Source organism: Dictyoglomus turgidum DSM 6724, from assembly GCF_000021645.1.
Taxonomy (GTDB): Bacteria; Dictyoglomota; Dictyoglomia; order Dictyoglomales; family Dictyoglomaceae; genus Dictyoglomus; species Dictyoglomus turgidum.
The window spans coordinates 877,974-896,144 of the sequence record NC_011661.1; the positions used below are offsets into that span (position 1 = coordinate 877,974).

The following is an 18,171-nucleotide window of genomic DNA, read 5'->3' on the forward strand; positions in this document are numbered from 1 at the left end:
GCCCGGGGTATTCCCGGGCCTATTAGGAGGTAGATAGTTTGACTTCAAAAGTAATAAAACTTATTTTATGGTTTATATTAGCATTAATTAATGGTCTTCTTTTTTGGTCAGGAGTCTATCTAATTCAGAATTATTATTATGAACTTGGTATTGTTGTTATAATTGCCTTACTTCTTATTGACTTTTTCATCTTTAATCCAAAAGCGTATCCATACAGATACACAATTCCTGCTCTTATTTTTTTATTTTTACTTGTTATTTATCCCATATATTTTACTATAAAAACTGCCTTTACTAATTATGGGACTGGACATATATTTACTCGTGAAGAGGCAGTTGAGAGATTGTTGTATGATCCTAACTATACTTATGTGATAGAGAAAAACCCTATAGATTTTAAGATCTTTACTGTATATGAGAATTTAAAACCCACAGAAGACTTTCTTATTCTGTTTAAGATAAATGGGGAAAACTATTTAGGAAAAACTCCTATTCCTACTATTAGAAAAGGTACCGAGGTTTTACTTAGAGAAGGTAGGCTCTTTAAAGTGAATTCTTCAAAGATAGAGAGAGATGGAATGGTTTATGAATTTCAACCTTCATTGGAGAATGCAGAGAAAATAATTTTAGATAATAAAGTCTACAGATTGATGTATTCTTCTGAAAGTTCTGATTTGGAAAAAAATACTTATTATTTTGTTCTGTTAGTTCAAAAGTATCTTTCTAATACAGAATATTTAGATCAGGAAAGAGGAAGAATAATAGGAATAAAGGTTGACACTGATGGTAAGTGGAAGTTCTTTTTTATAAATAGATTGTATAGACTTTCCTTTGAAGATTTAAGAGAAGGAGATAAATTTTATAGAAGAAGTGTGATAATAAACACCAAAACCCAAAAGCCATTAATAGAGGAAAAAGGTTCCTTTTACGACCTCGACGAGAGTGGTAATAGAATTTTCTTGATAGGTTATACCACTTTTGTAGGTTTAGAGAATTTTGGAAGAATTTTTAAAGATGAGAGAATTTCTAGACCATTTTTGAATATATTTATGTGGACAGTGGAATGGTCTTTATTTACCGTATTATTGTCTTTTTCCATAGGTCTTGCTTTTGCTCTTGCTTTGAACAATAGGAGATTAAAGGGAAGAAATATTTACAGAACTCTTCTAATAATTCCATGGGCAATTCCTTATTTTATATCGGTTTTGACCTGGAAAAACGGTATATTTAACGAAACTTATGGAATTCTTAACAAGATAATTCTTCCAATGATGGGATTAAATCCAATAAAATGGTTTAATGATCCCTTCTGGGCAAAGGTAATATGTATAGTTGTAAACACATGGCTTACTTTTCCATACATGATGACCATATCTCTGGGTGCTTTACAGTCAATTCCCGATGAACTCTATGAGGTGGCCGCGATTGACGGGGCTGGTAGAATAGCAAGATTCAGATATATAACCCTTCCTATGCTTTTGACCATTGTAGCACCGCTTTTAATAAGTAGTTTTGCTTATACTTTTAATAATTTCACTTTAATATATCTTTTAACAGCAGGTGGTCCTCCTATGGTTTCTGCGACTACCCCAGCGGGTCATACCGATATTTTAATATCTTATGTATATAAACTTGCTTTTGAGGGAAGGGGACAAGAATTTGGTTTTGCAAGTGCTATTTCTATTTTAATATTCTTCTTAGTAGCTGGTATAAGTTTGGTTAATTTTAAAATATCGGGTTCTTTTGAAGAGGTAAGAGGTGAATAGTCATGGTTGAGAGAAAGACCTACTTTTTAACTCATATTATTCTTTGGATCCTGATTCCTCTTATATTGTTTCCTGTGGTTTGGGTGGTTAGTACCTCTATAAGGAGGGATGAAGCTGCTTTCTCTACTAAAATTTTCTCATCAAGGATATCTTTACAAAATTATAAAGATCTCCTTGCTCCTGAGAAAAATATGCCTGCCCTTGTTCAAGAACTTCAAAATCTTATAATGTTAACTCCTCCTTATGATACTTGGGATAGAGGGAGAGTTGAAAGGGAAATAGAAAAGGACATTTCTAACTTGAAATCCTATATAGACGAAACTAAGAGTAGATATGATAAAGCAGAAAAAGGCTATAGAGACTTGAATAATTATTTAGCTTTAAAAACTAATGAAATAAAAAATAACATATACCTACAATTGGAGGCTTTAAAGAAATACTTGGAGGAAAATCTTCCCAAAAAAGGAGAAGAGAGTAATTTGTCTATAAAGTTATCAGAGTTGAAAATTTTGAAAGAAAGAATTAACAATTTAAACTATAAAATATCTCAGAATAGAGAAGAATATAATAAAGTTTTGGTAAAAATTGATGCTCTTCAAAGAGAAATACTGGAGATAAATAATAAGATTAATGCTTTGAACAACGAAATTACATTCCTCAACAACAAGCTTGATCAATATTCATTAGTAAGTTATAAAAAGGCCTCCTCTCTTGACAGAGTGTTTTCTTCTCTAATCGACAGACTTTCAAAATATTTAGACTTTGATTTGCTATTACAGAATATTAGAAGCCTTTCTCGAAAGATAAAATATTTCACATCTGACAGTAAATACTTGTATTTTCAAGCTTCTTTCTTAAAGGTTTCTGAAAATCTTAACAATCTAATTGATCAGCTTGACGCAAAAGTTTCAGAATTAAATGCATACAATAGAAAAGTTGCCATATTGAATCAAGAGAATGAATTTCTTGAGATGCAAAAGGAACTTCTTCAAAATCAAGAAGAGAACATAAAGGAAGAAGTAAGACCATTGACAAAAGTTGACCAGTTGAAAGAATTTATCTCGTCTCTTGATGCGAAATTAGATAAGCTTCAAACAGTAGATGGTTTGGATGCCTTAATTAATGAGGTTTCTGTCTGGGAGGGTGAATTTAGAGATTTTGTTACTTCCTATATTATTGAGTATGGAAGAGATAATTTAAGTTCAAGGATTGAGAATACAGCAGATAAATTTAAATGGTTTAATGACTATAAAACGTTAAAAGATAGATTTGAAAACCTTTCTTCCTATTTAACTAAGAATCTTCAAAAGGCTAATGAATTGACATCTATTATAGAGAGTAGGTGGAGAAGCTTTTTTGAAAAGAGTCTTCAGGGAGATAAAACATATCTTCCTGAACTTGACAGTTTGTACAATCTGATAAAGACTGATTTTGTTAATTTCGTAAGTGCTAACATGAATATTGTATCTAAAAAAGCTGGAGATTTGATGGATAATGTACCTTTTAAAGAGACAAAGAGATGGCTTAATGTGATCGATAGTGAACTATTTAGAATAGATCAGATTTGGAAACAAAAGACAAAGCATTACTTTTTGAAATGGGTTAGGAATTCTATCGTGGTTTCGGGGATTGCTGCTATTATAACTACTTTGATATGTTCTCTTGCAGCTTATCCCTTTAGCAGGATGAGATTTTGGGGTAGAAGATATGGTATCTTGACTCTGCTTCTTATTCAAATGTTTCCCAGCGCAGTATATATGATTGCTATATATAGCTTGCTTAACATTTTAGGTAGATTTATTCCTTTTCTTGGGCTTGATACTCTTTCAGGTCTTACCTTTGTTTATTTAGGAAATATTGCCTATAATATGTACCTCATAAAGGGATATTATGACACCATACCTGATTCCCTTGAAGAATCGGCAATGATCGATGGTGCTACTAGATTTCAAACTTTTTACAAGATTGTGTTGCCCTTAGCAAGACCTATACTAACTGTTGTAGTAATTCTCACGTTTATGAGTATTTTCAATGAATTCATTTTTGCACGTATAATTCTTCAAGATGCCCAAAAGTATACCTATGCTATTGGATTATGGACTTTCTCTTCAGGACCTTATCAAACAGAGTGGGGATTATTTACTGCAGCTGCTCTTCTTGGCATGTTACCTATGACTATATTATTCTTATCATTGCAAAAGTATATTGTCAGTGGTTTAACGAAGGGAGCAGTTAAAGGATAAAAACTTATTGAATTTAGAGTATAAAGGAGTGATATTATGGGGAAGAAAAAAGTATTGTTAATATTATTTTTACTGGGGGTTTTTATGACAACTTCAGGATATGGAGAGAGTAAAGTGTTAGTAAATCCCATAGAAAATATATCGAAGGATTTTATTAAGGGTGTTGATATATCAATGGTATATGAGGTTGAGAAAAATGGAGGAAAATACTTTGATAATGGGGTTCAAAAAGATCCACTTCAGATATTAAAAGATCACGGTGTTAATTGGGTAAGGGTTAGAATATGGAATGATCCATATGATGAAAAAGGAAATCCCTATGGAGGAGGAAACTGCGATTATAAAAATATGACTGAGCTTGCCAAAAGAGCAAAATCTATTGGTTTAAAAGTGCTTGTAGATTTTCATTACAGTGATTTTTGGGCTGATCCTGGTAAACAGGAAAAACCAAAAGCATGGAAAAATTTAAAAGGTAAGGCTCTTGAGAAAGCAGTTTCTGATTTTACTTATCAAGTTGTTAAATACATGAAGGATAACAAAGCTCTACCAGATATGGTACAGATCGGTAATGAAGTAAACAATGGATTTTTGTGGCCAGATGGAAAACTTGTTGGAGATGATGCAGGGGGTTTTGAAAATTTTGTCAAACTATTCAACGCTGGAGTCAATGCTGTAAGAAGAGTAGACAAGAATATTAAAATAGCAGTACATCTTGCTGAAGGAGGAAATAGTGCCTTATTTAGATGGTTTTTTGGAAATGTTTTAAGTTTAAAAATGGATTTTGATGTTATTGGAGTATCCTATTATCCTTATTGGCATGGTACCATAGATGAGCTTAGGGAAAACTTAAACAGTATTGCTCTTTGGCTAAATAAGGAAATAGCAATTTTTGAGACCGCCTATGCTTGGACCTTAGATGATGCTGACGGCCATCCAAATATCTTTGGCGGAGATTTATGGAAAATAGGAGGATATAAACCTACAATACAGGGGCAAGCTACAGCCATAAGGGATATTATGGATGTGGTGGCTCATATTCCAAATAATAAGGGGATAGGAATATTTTATTGGGAAGGGTGTTGGATTCCTGTTAAAGGAGCAGGATGGAAACAAGGAGAGGGTAATCCATGGGAAAATCAAGCATTATTTGATTTTAAAGGTAATACTCTTCCATCCTTAGATGTTTTTAATCTTGTTTATGGAAAAGAAAAGATAACTCCTAATCCAATAGAGGTATTGTCAGAAGTAAATATAAAAGTTTCTACAGGAGAAATTCCAAATTTGCCTGAAAAAGCTAAAGTGTTGTTTGATGATGATTCAATTAGAAGTATTAAAATTAAGTGGGATAATATTGATCCCAAATTCCTTACAACTCCTGGAGAGTTTAAACTAAGAGGGATTATTGAGGGGATTCAGAAAGAGATATATGCAAATATTTATGTAAGTGGCCAGAAAAACTATATACAAAATCCAAGTTTTGAATCTGGTACCCTTTCTCCTTGGAAGGTTGAAGGAGATATCTCGGCTGTAAAAGTTGTAAAAGCAACCCCACCTCAAAACGCAAAGTCAGGGGATTATGCTCTTAATTACTGGCTTGATAAACCCTTTAAATTTGAACTATACCAAGTTATTAAAAATCTTAGTCCTGGTAAATATAAAGTAAGTTTTTGGATACAGGGTGGAGGTGGAGAAAATTTAATAAGATTTAAAGTAAGTGGGTATGGTGGTGAAGATAAATTTATTGATATAATTAATACTGGTTGGCTAAATTGGAAGAATCCTACTATAAGTGATATTGAAGTTACTACAGGAGAAATAAAAATAAGCATAATAGTAGATGGAAATACAGGTAATTGGGCTTGGATTGATGATTTTGAATTAAAAGAGCAAGAGTAAATAGGCAAGGGGGCCTTCGAATAAAATAAATCTGATTAATTTATGGGGAGGTTAGGATGAGGAAATATCTTATTTTTTTGTTGATCTTGGTTCTTTTTGTAAATTTTGCTCACTCTCAAACTCCCAAGAGAGGGGGGACGTTAGTTTTTGGGAGAGGAGGAGACTCGGTTAAATTAGATCCAATAAATGTTACTGATGGTGAATCTTTGAGAGTTACTCACCAAATTTTTGATACCCTGGTGAAGTATAAACCCAATAATACAGAAGTAGTACCCTCATTAGCTGTTAAATGGAGTGTTTCAAAAGATCAAAAAGTTTGGACCTTTTATTTTAGAAAAGGGGTAAAGTTTCATGATGGTACTCCCTTTAATGCTCAGGCGGTGAAATTTAATTTTGACAGATGGAGAGACCCTAAGAATCCTTACCATATCGGAGGAGAGTTTGAATATTGGGGGTACATGTTTGGAGGATTTCCAGGAGTAGTTAAATCTGTAGATGTAGTAGATGATTATACTGTGAGGATTACTTTGACAAAGCCTTTAGCTCCATTTCTCTCTAATCTTGCAATGCCCTGTTTTGCAATAGCAAGTCCTACAGCTATTAAGAAGTATAAAGAAGATTTCTTCAAAAATCCTGTAGGTACTGGACCATTCAAATTTGTCTCTTGGAGTAAAGGGGATAAGATTGTTTTAGAGGCAAATAAGAATTATTGGGATGGTCCTCCTTACTTAGATAAGATAATATTTAGATCCATTCCAGATAATTCAGCAAGATTTATGGAGCTTGAAGCAGGAACCGTAGACATCATCGATGGTATTAATCCAGAGGATGTGGAAAGAGTAAAGCAAAATAAAAATTTACAGCTTTTTATAAGACCAAGTTTAAATGTGTGCTATATCGCAATGAATATGGATAAAAAACCTTTTGATGATATAAGGGTAAGGCTCGCTATAAATTATGCTATAGATAAAAAAGCCATAATAGATGCTTATTATCCTAAGGGGCTTGCTATGGTGGCTAAAAATCCTATTCCTCCTACCTTATGGGGGTACAATGATAAGATTCAAGATTATCCATATGATCCCAAGATGGCGAAGAAATTGTTAGCAGAAGCAGGATATTCTAATGGATTTAAGACTACATTGTGGGCAATGCCTGTTAACAGACCCTATATTCCACAACCCATGAAGGTGGCAGAAGCGGTACAAAGTTATTTGAAGGCTGTAGGTATTGACGCTGAGATTGTGACATATGATTGGGGAACTTATCTTCAAAAAACTGAGAATGGCGAACATGATATGGCATTTTTAGGGTGGACAGGGGATAATGGTGATCCTGATAATTTCTTCTATGTTCTTTTAGATAAAGATAATGCTGTAAAAGGAAGTGCAGGAAATATTGCTTTCTATAGATCCGATGAATTGCATGATATACTTATCAAGGCTCAAACCATATCTGATCAAAGGGAAAGAGCTAAACTTTATGAGAAGGCTTGTGAGATAGTTCATAGAGATGTGCCATGGGTAATATTAGCTCATACGATGCCTCCTCTTGCTGGTAAAATAACTGTGCACAATTATATTCCTCATGCTACTGGAAGTGAACCACTTAATAAGGTTTGGAAAGAATAAAATTATGGGGGAGAGTCCTCTCCCCCATGTTTTAGGGGTAATAAAGTAGATGAGGGAATATATAATAAAAAGATTGTTGCTTCTAATTCCTATTGTAATTGGAGTTTCTTTCTTTTCTTTTATATTAATAAGGTTAATACCAGGAGATCCTGCGAGGATAATTTTAGGAGAAAGAGCAACTCCTCAGGAACTCGAACGAATAAGAGAAGAACTTGGCTTAAATAAGCCAATTTTAGTTCAGTATTTAATTTTTTTGAAACAAATTGCTAAGGGAGATCTTGGAAGGTCTATTATAACAAGGGAAAAGGTAATTAAAGAGATTATGAATAGATTTCCTGCTACCATTGAATTAACTTTTTTCTCTATGTTTATAGCAGTTTTTTTTGGCATATTTTTTGGGATTTTAGCATCATTAAAACCTGGTTCTTTTATTGATTCTTTTGTAATGTTTCTTGCACTTATTGGAGTTTCCATGCCTATTTTTTGGCTGGGTCTTATGTTAATATGGTTCGGATCTCTTTATTTAGGATGGTTTCCTCCTTCAGGAAGATTAGACGTGGATATAAACCTCAATGTTATAACAAATTTTTATTTAGTTGATAGTATATTGACAGGTAACTTTAAAGCTTTTTTTAATTCTTTATATCACCTTATACTACCAAGCATTGCGTTATCATCAGTACCTATGGCGACAATTGCAAGAATGACAAGGTCAAGTATGTTAGAAGTTTTAAATCAAGAATATATTTTAGCAGAATACGCTAAAGGCTTACCTAAGAGAAAAATTATTCTAAGGTCTGCTTTAAGAAATGCTCTTATACCTATAATTACAGTTATTGGATTAGAATTTGGCTTTTTGCTTGGCGGAGCTATTATGACAGAAACTATATTTTCATGGCCTGGGATGGGGAGATTAGTATATGATGCTATAATGTCCCGTGATTACCCCTTGATTCAAGGAGCCATATTGTTATCAGCTTTTTTGTTTGTGATGATTAACCTCGTAGTAGATGTTATCTATGTTTTTATTGATCCAAGAATACGTTATTAGGAGAAGCTTATGATGAGAACCGAAAATTTTTGTCAAAAACCCACAAGAAGAATGTTTAAGAAATTTTTGAGGCATAAAACAGGGCTTTTAGGTAGTTTTTTGCTTTTTTCTTTTATTTTTTTGGCAATTCTTGCTCCTATTATAACTCCATATGATCCGTACACTCAAAATTTAACCGAGAGACTGCTTCCTCCATCTTCTAAACATTTATTTGGAACCGACTACGCAGGAAGAGATATTTTTACAAGGATAATTTATGGGGCAAGAATCTCTCTTATTATAGGATTTATATCGGTCTTTTTTGCTTTATCTTTTGGGGTTTTTTTAGGACTGATCTCAGGATATTTTGGAGGAGTATGGGATGTTGTGATAATGAGATTAATTGACATAATGCTGGCTTTTCCGACGATATTGCTTGCTATTGGTATTGTAGCTGTTTTAGGTCCTAAGTTGGAAAATACAATGATTGCTGTAGGTATTGTCTCTATACCAACCTTTGCAAGAGTGGTTAGGGCTTCGGTTCTTTCAATTAAGGAAAAGGATTTTATTGCTGCAGCAAAAGCTGTAGGAGTGAGTACAGGAAAAATTTTGTTAAAACATATTTTACCTAATATTGTTGCTCCTATAATTGTACAAGCAACTTTAGGGATAGCTTCTGCTATTCTTGAAGCGGCAGGTCTTTCCTTTTTGGGACTTGGTGCAAAACCTCCTACTCCCGAATGGGGTGCTATGCTTTCCGAATCAAGGCAATATCTGAGATCTGCTCCTTGGACTGTTGTATTTCCAGGTCTTGCTATAATGTTATTAGTTCTTGCTTTTAATCTTTTTGGTGATGCTTTAAGGGATGTATTTGATCCAAAGTCTTATAGATGAGGTGCAAAGATATGGGGTATAGAGAGATCATTATGGGGAAGCAAAAAAGAATTGCCTTAGTAGCCCATGATAATAAAAAACAAGAATTATTAGAATGGGCAAAATTCAATAAAGGGACTTTAGCTAACCATATCTTATACGCTACAGGAACTACAGGAGATATTATAGAAAGAGAGCTTGGACTGAAGGTGATAAAATTTTATAGTGGACCTCTTGGAGGAGATCAACAAATTGGAGCAAAGATTGCAGAAGGAGAAATAGATTTCCTTATATTTTTCTGGGATCCATTGGAACCCCTTCCTCATGATCCTGACGTAAAGGCTCTTCTTAGAATTGCCGTAGTATGGAATATACCTATAGCATCAAATAGAGCAACAGCAGATTTTATTATCTCATCTCCATTGATGAATACAGAATATGTAAGACTTGTTCCTGATTATCAAGGATACATTCATAGAAAAATAAATTTGTAAAATTTTATCACAAATATATTGATTTCATTATGTTGACATCTAATTATTTTAAAAGTATAATTTAATTGAGTTTTCATGAAGGGAGGTGGAGAGGGAAATTCTAAATTAGCCTCTTTAACCGGTCTTAATTGGGAATTTAGAGAGGAAGCTCTTTATCCCTTTTGGGGTAAAGGTAGCTCTCTCTAAAAAATAATTTATTATGGGAGGGTCGTATGAGTAGGAGGATTTTAGGCTTAATATTAGTGGGGTTTTTAATCTTCAGTGTCTCTTATGCTCAAGTAGGTAAATTCAAGGATGTACCATCTAATCATTGGGCAGCAGAAGCAGTTAAATACATGACAGATTTAGGGATAATTACTGGAATTAAGCCTGATACCTTTGGTGGAGATCTGTATGTAACAAGATATCAAGTTGCAGTATTACTTTACAAGTTAATACAAGCTCTACAGAGTGGTAAGATTGTTTTGCCCGCAGCAGATGTTAGTGAACTTAAAGATCTTGTTTCTCAACTTCAGGATGAATTACAACTTATTGGCGCAAATGTGGAAGATTTAATGAGTGCATTGCAAGATCTTGATTCCAGAGTTTCTGACTTAGAGGCAGCAATAACCGAGAAGGTAGGAGTAGAAGATGTTGAGAATATGATTAATGAAGCACTATCAGATGTAAATGCAAGACTTGATGACTTAGAGGCAAAGGTAGAATCCATAGAAAAAGTAGAAGTTACGCCTGAGCAGATTGAAGCAGTGGTGGGAGAAAGGTTAGAACAGCTCGTAGAATCTAAATTAGAAGATTTAACCAATAGAGTAACTGATCTTGAGGGGTTTGTAACTGATTTAGACTCCAGGCTTGCGGATGTTGAGGCAGCATTAGTAGATAAGCCATCCTTAGATGAAGTACAGGCGATGATTGAGGAGAAGATGAGTGAGATTCAAGTTCCAGATGTTGAAGATTTAACCAATAGAGTAACTGATCTTGAGGGGTTTGTAACTGATTTAGACTCCAGGCTTGCGGATGTTGAGGCAGCATTAGTAGATAAGCCATCCTTAGATGAAGTACAGGCGATGATTGAGGAGAAGATGAGTGAGATTCAAGTTCCAGATGTTGAAGATTTAACCAATAGAGTAACTGATCTTGAGGATAGAGTCTCAGCTGTAGAAACAAGACTTGATGATGTAGATAGTGCAATTTCTGATATTATGAGTTCTGTAGATGATCTTAATGCAAATCTTGTGGATCTTTCTGGAAAAGTTGACGAAGTGCTTGCACTGAAAGATCAACTTGATCAGTTGATTTTAAGGATTGAATCTATACAAGGCATAGAAGTTCCTGCAGAGCTTGATGAAATTAAATCATTCATAATGGATTTAGATTCAAGATTAAGTGAACTTTCTACTGCAATTGATGATGTTAACACTGTAGTAAGTGAATTGCAATCTCAAGTTGATGATGTTAATGCAAAAGTTGATGAGATTAATACTAATATTGAGAATATTAATTCTACTTTAGATGCTCTATCCACCAGTGTGGATGATCTATATCTACTAAATGATGGTGTATCCACAAGATTAGATGAGACAGTAGATAGATTATCTACTTTAGATGAGAGAGTAACAAATCTTGAGAAAGCTGTAGAAAAGAACTTTACAGTAACATTAGGGTTCGATACAAGTATAAATATAGCCACAAGAAAGCCAGAAAATAGTAGTACTGTAGCAGTAACTTTAAATAATTTGAACTTAGGTTTCGGAACAACAAAACTTAATTTACAAGCCACAAATAAAGCGAGCGAAGTAGACTTAACTGTTACCCTTTCTGGTTCTATGGACAAAGTAGCCTATAGTGTATACGGAGTATTAACAGGTGATATAGGTCCATTAGGTATAGATTTAAGCATGCCAGTTAGCAAAGATATAGTAGGATTTGCAGGAGCTTCATATAATAATGCAAAATTCTCAGTATATGGTGGAGTAGAATTATCGATGTTAAAGAATACTGTAATTGATATTACAGTTGGAGTTCCTGATATTTCTGCACTTGGTACTGGAGAATTAAAGGATACAGTATCTTTAAAGCTTGGTGCATCCTTCAAGTTAAGTGATAAGGTTACCTTAACAGGCTATGCCACAAACCTTGAAAATGGAGCAGCAGCTGCTAAATTAGCAGTAGTTTACACTCCTGTTTCTAACGCTAATCTATCAGTTGGAGTATACTTATATGGATTAGGAAACCTTATTAGTGGTAACTTTGATGCTATTGATAAATACCTAACATTCTCTACAGGAGTTTCCTTCTAATTGAAGTTAAATAAGAAGTTTATGGGAGGAGAGAATTCTCTCCTCCCCTCTTTTATTTTTTAAAATAAAGAGTCTAAAAGTTTTGGTGTTAATTTCAATACTCTATAGAAATCTTTATTTTTAAGTAACTTAGGAACTATTTTCAATATTGATGTCTGATATGCAGTATCTCCAAAATTCTCAATGGTTCTTATAATTTCCTCAGAGTTAATTATCTTGTATATTTCGTTTAAATTCTCATCACTCAGTTGGTCTAAGAATTTTCTTGCTATTTTTGTAAATTTTAATTCTTTTCCAAATTTTTTATAAGTTAGTTTAGGAAATACTTTTAGGTGATTAATATTGCTGTCTTTAAGGTATTTTTTTACCTGCTCTATAGCTATTTGAGCTCCATAAAGACCAAAATATATTCCTCCACCTGTGGTGGATTTGTTATAACCTGCAGCATCACCAATAATAATGATATTAGGGTATAAATATTCTTCGTAAGGACCAAGAATGGGTATAATTCCACCATAAGTTCTTAATATTTCAGGTTTTAAATTTCGAGTTTTTTTAAGAGTATTTATGAATTTGTCAAGATATATTTTAGGATTTTCAGAAGGTTTTACAGCAACTCCGATCTTGGCCATATCTCCATAGGGAGAGATCCAGAGAAAGAATCCTTTAGAATACTCTAATCCAAGATAAACTTCAACGCATTCATTATCGAGAAGTTCTAATCCTGTAACCTCGTATTGAAGGGATACTAAATAAGGGTTTATTCTAAGACCTAATTTTTTAGCAAATTGTCTTTTGGCTCCTTCAGCGTTAATTATTACTCTTGTTTCAATCTCTTTTCTTTTACCTTTTTCTTCTACAATTAATTTTGTCTTATTATTTTCTTTTTCAATTCCAATAGCTTTTGCTGACATTAAAAAGGTACAGCCATTTTTTTCAGCCATTTTTGCAAGCATTATATCAAAAAGAGATCGATCAAGAATATAAGAATCAGGATTTGCTTTTTTTAACTTTATAAAATTTCCATTAGGAAAGAAGAAATAGCCACCTTTTAAATTGCTTCTTATAGGTTCGTGAGGAAGAGGAAATTCTTCAAAAGCATGTACACTTAATTTTCCTAAACAATGCAGAGGTTCACCTATCTTGTTATGTTCTTCTACTATAAGGGTTTTTAGATTATGATTTCCTGCTAAATACCCTGCAAAGCTTCCTACAGGTCCTCCACCAATAATTACCAGGTCCCAAATCATATAGTTATTTTCTCTTTTTCTTTCTCTTTATATTCCTCCCATGCTCTTATGAGTCTTTTGACGCCTTCTTCGACTTTATCTACCGGAACTTGAGAGAAAGATATTCGCGCAGTGTTTTTTCCCTCTTGAGATACAAAAAACTCTTCCCCAGGAACAAAACTTGTTTTGTTATTTAATGCATACTCTGCAAGTTTATATGCATCCACCCATTCTGGAAAAGTTAAGAAAAAGAAAAAGCCTCCCTGAGGATAGTTCCATTTGGCAATAGTCTTAAATGTATTCTCTAAAGCTGTTTTCAATGCATCTCTTTTTTCTTTATATGATTTTCTAAGTTTTTCCACATGTTTTTCAAGAAAGCCTAATCTCCAATATTGATATATCATTTTTTGATTTAAAGTACCAGAACAAAGGTCAGAGGCTTCTTTCAATCTTATAAGAGCATTAATTACTTCTCTATTAGCAATGATGAATCCTGTTCTAAGTCCTGGAGATAAGATTTTTGAAAAGCTTCCTATAGTAATGATTTTCTCACTCTTTGAAATAGTAATAAGGGGAGGAAGAGTATTAGTATCATATGAGAGCAAACTATATGCCAAGTCTTCTACTACAAAGAAGTCATATTTTTCAGAAAGCTCTAAGATTTTTTTCCTTCTTTCTATGACAAGGCATGTACCAGCAGGATTAGAAAAATCGGGAACTATGTAAAGTACTTTTACCCTTTCATCTAAGTTTCTCAGTACATCTTCTAAGTAGTCTGTATTGATACCATATTCATCTTGAGGAATTCCTATAAGTCTACTGGTAAACATGCTCCATGCCTGTATAGTACCAAGGTATCCTGGTTCTTCTATTAATGCAATATCATCTTCATCAAGGAATAATTTTCCAAGTAAATCTAAGGCCTGCTGAGATCCTTCTGTTAAGATTATATTTTCAGGATTTATGGTCAAACCCCATTTGCTGAAAAATTGCTCTCCAATTAACTCTCTTAGTTTCAAATCCCCCATAGTTGAAGAATATTGGAAAGCACAGTTTCCTTCAGTTCTCAGTACTTCTTCATAAGCATATTTTAATTCTTCCACTGGGAAGAGATTGTTGTCTGGGAGACCCCCTGCAAAAGAAATAGTTTCAGGATCCTGGGCTAATACAAATTTAGACATAGCATCAGAGGTTCTTTGGGAGATTCTTTTTGAAAATTTTCTATATCCCATTTTCCCACTCTCCTTAACTTTTTCACAAAAATTAGCATAATTATTCCATTAAGTCAAGATTTATCTAAAAATTTTTTAACATAATCTTTTCACTTTTACTTTATCTTTTAAAATAAATATTTCCTTAATTTGTTGCTTATCTATTATCTCTGGATATTTTGTTTTTACATATCCTGAGGCACAAGCTAATTTTATTGCCTCAAAGGGATCTTGATAATTTTTGAGACCAAAGATAAATCCTGCTAAGAATGAGTCTCCTGTTCCCCATTGGATACCATCGTTAGGAGGCAGTGTGGCCTTATATATACCCTCTTCTATTCCAATCAAGGCTCCTTTTTTACTAAGAGAGATAAGGGGATATTTTATATTGAAACTTCTGAGATAACGAATTGCATAAATATAATCATTTTTATTTTTTAATTTTTTGCTTAATAAATTTTCCATTTCTTCTTTATTTGGTTTTACAATATCTGGTGATTCTTTTAGAGCTTCTTTTAGTACGTTATCTCTTGCATCTAATACTCTAAGTATTTTGGGATTTTTAATCTCCTTTAACATTAAAGCATAAATTTCTGTGGGAGTTTCTGGAGGAATACTTCCTGAAATTATTACTATTTTAGCGTTTTCTAGATTTTCTTTGAAGATTTTAAAAAAACTATTCCATTCCTCTTCGTTTATCTTGTCTCCAGATCCATTTAAAACAGTGAATTCTTTCTTCTTATCTTCCTTTATTCCTATGGCAAATCTCGTTTTACCTTTGATCTCCACAAGTTCATAATCAATGTTTCTCTTTTTAAGTTCTTCTTTTAAGATTATTCCCGTTGATCCTCCGCAAAAACCAATTACTTTAACTTCTTCTCCAAAAGCCTTTAAAGTTTTTGCCACATTTATTCCCTTTCCGCCTGGAACAATTTCTTCCTTATAAGATCTGTTTACCTTACTTTTGTGAAAGCCTTTTGTGTAGAATATCACATCTAAACTGGGATTTATATTGACTATCAATATCATTTTTCGTCTCCTTATTTGATTTTAGTTTTAAATATATTATACTTTTAACTATGAAAAAAGACTTTACTGATTTGTTAAGAAAAGCAGATGACCTTAAACAAAGAGGTAAACTTTATAAAGCTATAACTCTCTATGAAGAGATTTTGTCAGCAATTGATGATAACGAACTCTTGGAATGGCTTAGGATAACCCTTGCAGATCTTTATTTCTGGGTGAAAGAGTTTGATAAAGCAAAAAACTTAGTAATGGATAATATTAATCAGAATCCTCAAGAAGCCTTTAACTATTACTTTATGGGGTTTCTTTTAATAGGAGAAGGTAAATTTTGTGAGGCTAAAGAATACTTTAATATGGCTTGTGAAATTGAACCTGAGAATCCTGAGTATTTAAGAGGATTGGGATTAGTTGAATTTTTATTAGACAATTTTGATACTGCTGAGAATATTTTAAGAGAGGTTTTGAAAAGAGATCCTGAAAATAGTGCTGCAAGAGATAATCTTATTGAGTTATTGATAAGAATTGGGAAAGTAGAAGAAGCAGAAAAAGAAATCTCCGAATTTAGGAGAAAGGATCCAAAGGATTGGCAAATTTTATATAGGGTTCAAGAATTGAGAAATAAGAAAGAGGAAATAAAAAAAGGAGGAAGCTCATAAAGCTTCCTCCACCTTTGAGGTATCTTTAAATAGATATTTATCAATTTCACTTCCATCAAGAGTTTCCTTTTCCATAAGGATTTTGGAAAGCTCTCTTAATGTGTTTTCATGATTTTTAAGTAAATCAAGGGCTTTATTGTACGTTTTATCTATTATGCTTTTTATCTCTTCATCAATAATCTTTGCTGTATCTTCAGAGTAGTTTTTGATTTGCATCAAATCTTTTCCTAAGAATATTTCTGAGTGGTTTTCTCCTAAGGAAAGGTTTCTTAATTTTTCACTCATTCCATATTCACAAACCATTTTTCTTGCAAGTTCGGTGGCTCTTCTTAAATCATCGGCAGCACCAGAAGTGGGTTGTCCGAAGATTAATTCTTCAGCAGCTCTTCCCCCAAGAAGTACTGTAATTTCTGCCTCTAATTCTTTTTTAGTTAGTAAGTATCTATCTTCCTCTGGTAGTTGAAGAGTATATCCTAAGGCAAGTCCTCTTGGAATAATAGTGACTTTATGGACAGGAGTGGCATCAGGAGTTAATTTTGCAACTAAAGCATGTCCTAATTCATGAAAAGCTACAAGTTCTTTTTCTTGAGGTCTCAAGAGCCTATTTTTCTTCTCCGGTCCTGCAATGACTTTTTCAATGGCTTCCTCAAATTCTTCCATATTGATTTCTCGCTTGTTTTTTCTCGCAGCTAAAATGGCTGCTTCATTTACTAAATTAGCAAGATCTGCTCCTACAAAACCAGGAGTACTTTTAGCAATTATATCAATGTTTACATCTTTCCCTGTAGGCTTTCCTCTTAAATGTACTTCTAATATCTTCTTTCTGCCCTCAAAGTCAGGTCTATCTACTATCACTCTTCGGTCAAAACGCCCTGGTCTTAATAGAGCGGGATCTAATATGTCAGGTCTATTTGTGGCTGCAAGTACTATAACATTAGTGTTTTCATCAAAGCCATCCATTTCTACAAGAAGTTGGTTCAATGTCTGTTCTCTCTCATCATGGCCTCCACCAAGTCCGGCCCCTCTATGTCTTCCCACAGCATCTAATTCATCAATAAAGATTATTGAAGGGCTTAATTTTTTGGCTTGAGTAAATAAATCTCTTACCCTTGCAGCTCCCACTCCAACAAACATCTCTACGAACTCTGAGCCACTTATGGAGAAGAATGGCACATTAGCCTCTCCGGCAACAGCCCTTGCAAGTAAAGTTTTTCCTGTTCCAGGAGGTCCTACGAGTAGTATTCCTCTTGGTATTCTTGCTCCTAATTGTCTATATTTTTGAGGAAACTTAAGAAAGTCAACCACTTCTTTAAGCTCTTGCTTAGCTTCGTCAGCTCCAGCCACATCTGCGAAAGTTACTTTTGGCCTGTTATCAAGAAATAGTCTTGCTCTGCTTCTTCCAAAGGAAAAAGCTTGGTTATTGCTACCTTGAACCTGCCTAAACATCATCCAGAAGAAGAATATAAGGATAAGGTAAGGTGCAAACCCCAAAAGAAAACTTATCCAAAAAGAAGTAGTCTCTGGTGGTCTAACTTCAACTTCCACGTCATTTTTTACAAGGATAGGTATAAGATTGGGATCTTGACTTGGAATATAAACCTTAAACTTGGTCCCATCTCTAAAAAGACCTGTAGCATCGTTTTCTCCTATCTCCACTTTATAAACTTCCTTGTTTTCAACATATTTCAGAAATTCTGAGTAAGAGATCTGTTTTTCCTTATTGTTAAGATTAAGAGAATTTGGATTTATAAAAGTATATATTAAAAATATAATTAGAAAAACTATTATAATTCTTTGTATCAGACTTTTCCAGTTCAAT

Annotated in this window: 13 protein-coding genes; 9 read left to right on the forward strand and 4 right to left on the reverse strand. The window is 33.6% G+C overall.

The features are described 5' to 3' along the window. Positions 1–38 precede the first annotated feature (38 nt). The 8 genes from DTUR_RS04345 (at position 39) to DTUR_RS04380 (ending at position 12,230) form a co-directional block, all read left to right on the forward strand. Positions 39–1,766: a DUF4896 domain-containing protein gene (locus DTUR_RS04345; RefSeq protein ID WP_012583220.1), complete on the forward strand. Its 1,728-nt coding sequence runs from the start codon at positions 39–41 to the stop codon at positions 1,764–1,766. A gap of 2 nt (positions 1,767–1,768) precedes the next feature. Continuing rightward, positions 1,769–4,009 carry an ABC transporter permease subunit gene (locus DTUR_RS04350; RefSeq protein ID WP_012583221.1) on the forward strand — a complete coding sequence of 747 codons (2,241 nt, stop codon included), beginning with the start codon at positions 1,769–1,771 and terminating at the stop codon, positions 4,007–4,009. A gap of 36 nt (positions 4,010–4,045) precedes the next feature. Then, positions 4,046–5,905, forward strand: a complete 1,860-nt coding sequence (locus tag DTUR_RS04355; RefSeq protein ID WP_012583222.1) for a glycosyl hydrolase 53 family protein — start codon at positions 4,046–4,048, stop codon at positions 5,903–5,905. A 56-nt stretch (positions 5,906–5,961) separates the two neighbouring features. Continuing rightward, positions 5,962–7,536, forward strand: coding sequence for an ABC transporter substrate-binding protein (locus DTUR_RS04360; RefSeq protein WP_012583223.1), 1,575 nt, complete (start codon positions 5,962–5,964; stop codon positions 7,534–7,536). 49 nt (positions 7,537–7,585) lie between these two features. Then, on the forward strand, positions 7,586–8,587 hold the full coding sequence (locus tag DTUR_RS04365; protein ID WP_012583224.1) for an ABC transporter permease: 1,002 nt from the start codon (positions 7,586–7,588) through the stop codon (positions 8,585–8,587). A 9-nt stretch (positions 8,588–8,596) separates the two neighbouring features. Further along, positions 8,597–9,460 (forward strand): nickel transporter permease, encoded by an 864-nt coding sequence (nikC, locus tag DTUR_RS04370; RefSeq protein ID WP_012583225.1) that lies wholly within the window; start codon positions 8,597–8,599, stop codon positions 9,458–9,460. Positions 9,461–9,471: 11 nt separating this feature from the next. Continuing rightward, positions 9,472–9,933, forward strand: coding sequence for a methylglyoxal synthase (locus DTUR_RS04375; protein ID WP_012583226.1), 462 nt, complete (start codon positions 9,472–9,474; stop codon positions 9,931–9,933). A 212-nt stretch (positions 9,934–10,145) separates the two neighbouring features. Then, positions 10,146–12,230, forward strand: a complete 2,085-nt coding sequence (locus tag DTUR_RS04380) for an S-layer homology domain-containing protein (protein ID WP_012583228.1) — start codon at positions 10,146–10,148, stop codon at positions 12,228–12,230. Positions 12,231–12,289: 59 nt separating this feature from the next. Here the strand turns inward: DTUR_RS04380 and DTUR_RS04385 are convergent, their stop codons facing one another. The 3 genes from DTUR_RS04385 to DTUR_RS04395 all read right to left on the reverse strand — a co-directional run bounded on the left by DTUR_RS04385 (position 12,290) and on the right by DTUR_RS04395 (position 15,699). Next, a complete protein-coding gene (locus DTUR_RS04385) occupies positions 12,290–13,480 on the reverse strand; it encodes a geranylgeranyl reductase family protein (protein WP_012583229.1) in 1,191 nt (396 codons plus the stop codon). After that, positions 13,477–14,691 carry an aminotransferase-like domain-containing protein gene (locus tag DTUR_RS04390; protein ID WP_012583230.1) on the reverse strand — a complete coding sequence of 405 codons (1,215 nt, stop codon included), beginning with the start codon at positions 14,689–14,691 and terminating at the stop codon, positions 13,477–13,479. Before DTUR_RS04390 ends, DTUR_RS04385 begins: the two co-directional genes overlap by 4 nt. 75 nt (positions 14,692–14,766) lie before the next feature. Then, entirely contained in the window at positions 14,767–15,699 is a 933-nt protein-coding gene (locus DTUR_RS04395) for a 1-phosphofructokinase family hexose kinase (protein ID WP_012583231.1), read from the reverse strand. 50 nt (positions 15,700–15,749) lie between these two features. On the opposite strand from DTUR_RS04395, the gene DTUR_RS04400 reads away from it, so the two are divergent. Then, positions 15,750–16,352, forward strand: coding sequence for a tetratricopeptide repeat protein (locus tag DTUR_RS04400; RefSeq protein ID WP_012583232.1), 603 nt, complete (start codon positions 15,750–15,752; stop codon positions 16,350–16,352). On the opposite strand, the gene ftsH is transcribed toward DTUR_RS04400, so the two are convergent. Next, positions 16,347–18,170: an ATP-dependent zinc metalloprotease FtsH gene (ftsH, locus tag DTUR_RS04405; RefSeq protein ID WP_012583233.1), complete on the reverse strand. Its 1,824-nt coding sequence runs from the start codon at positions 18,168–18,170 to the stop codon at positions 16,347–16,349. The two genes, DTUR_RS04400 and ftsH, sit on opposite strands and share 6 nt — an antisense overlap. Position 18,171 lies beyond the last annotated feature (1 nt).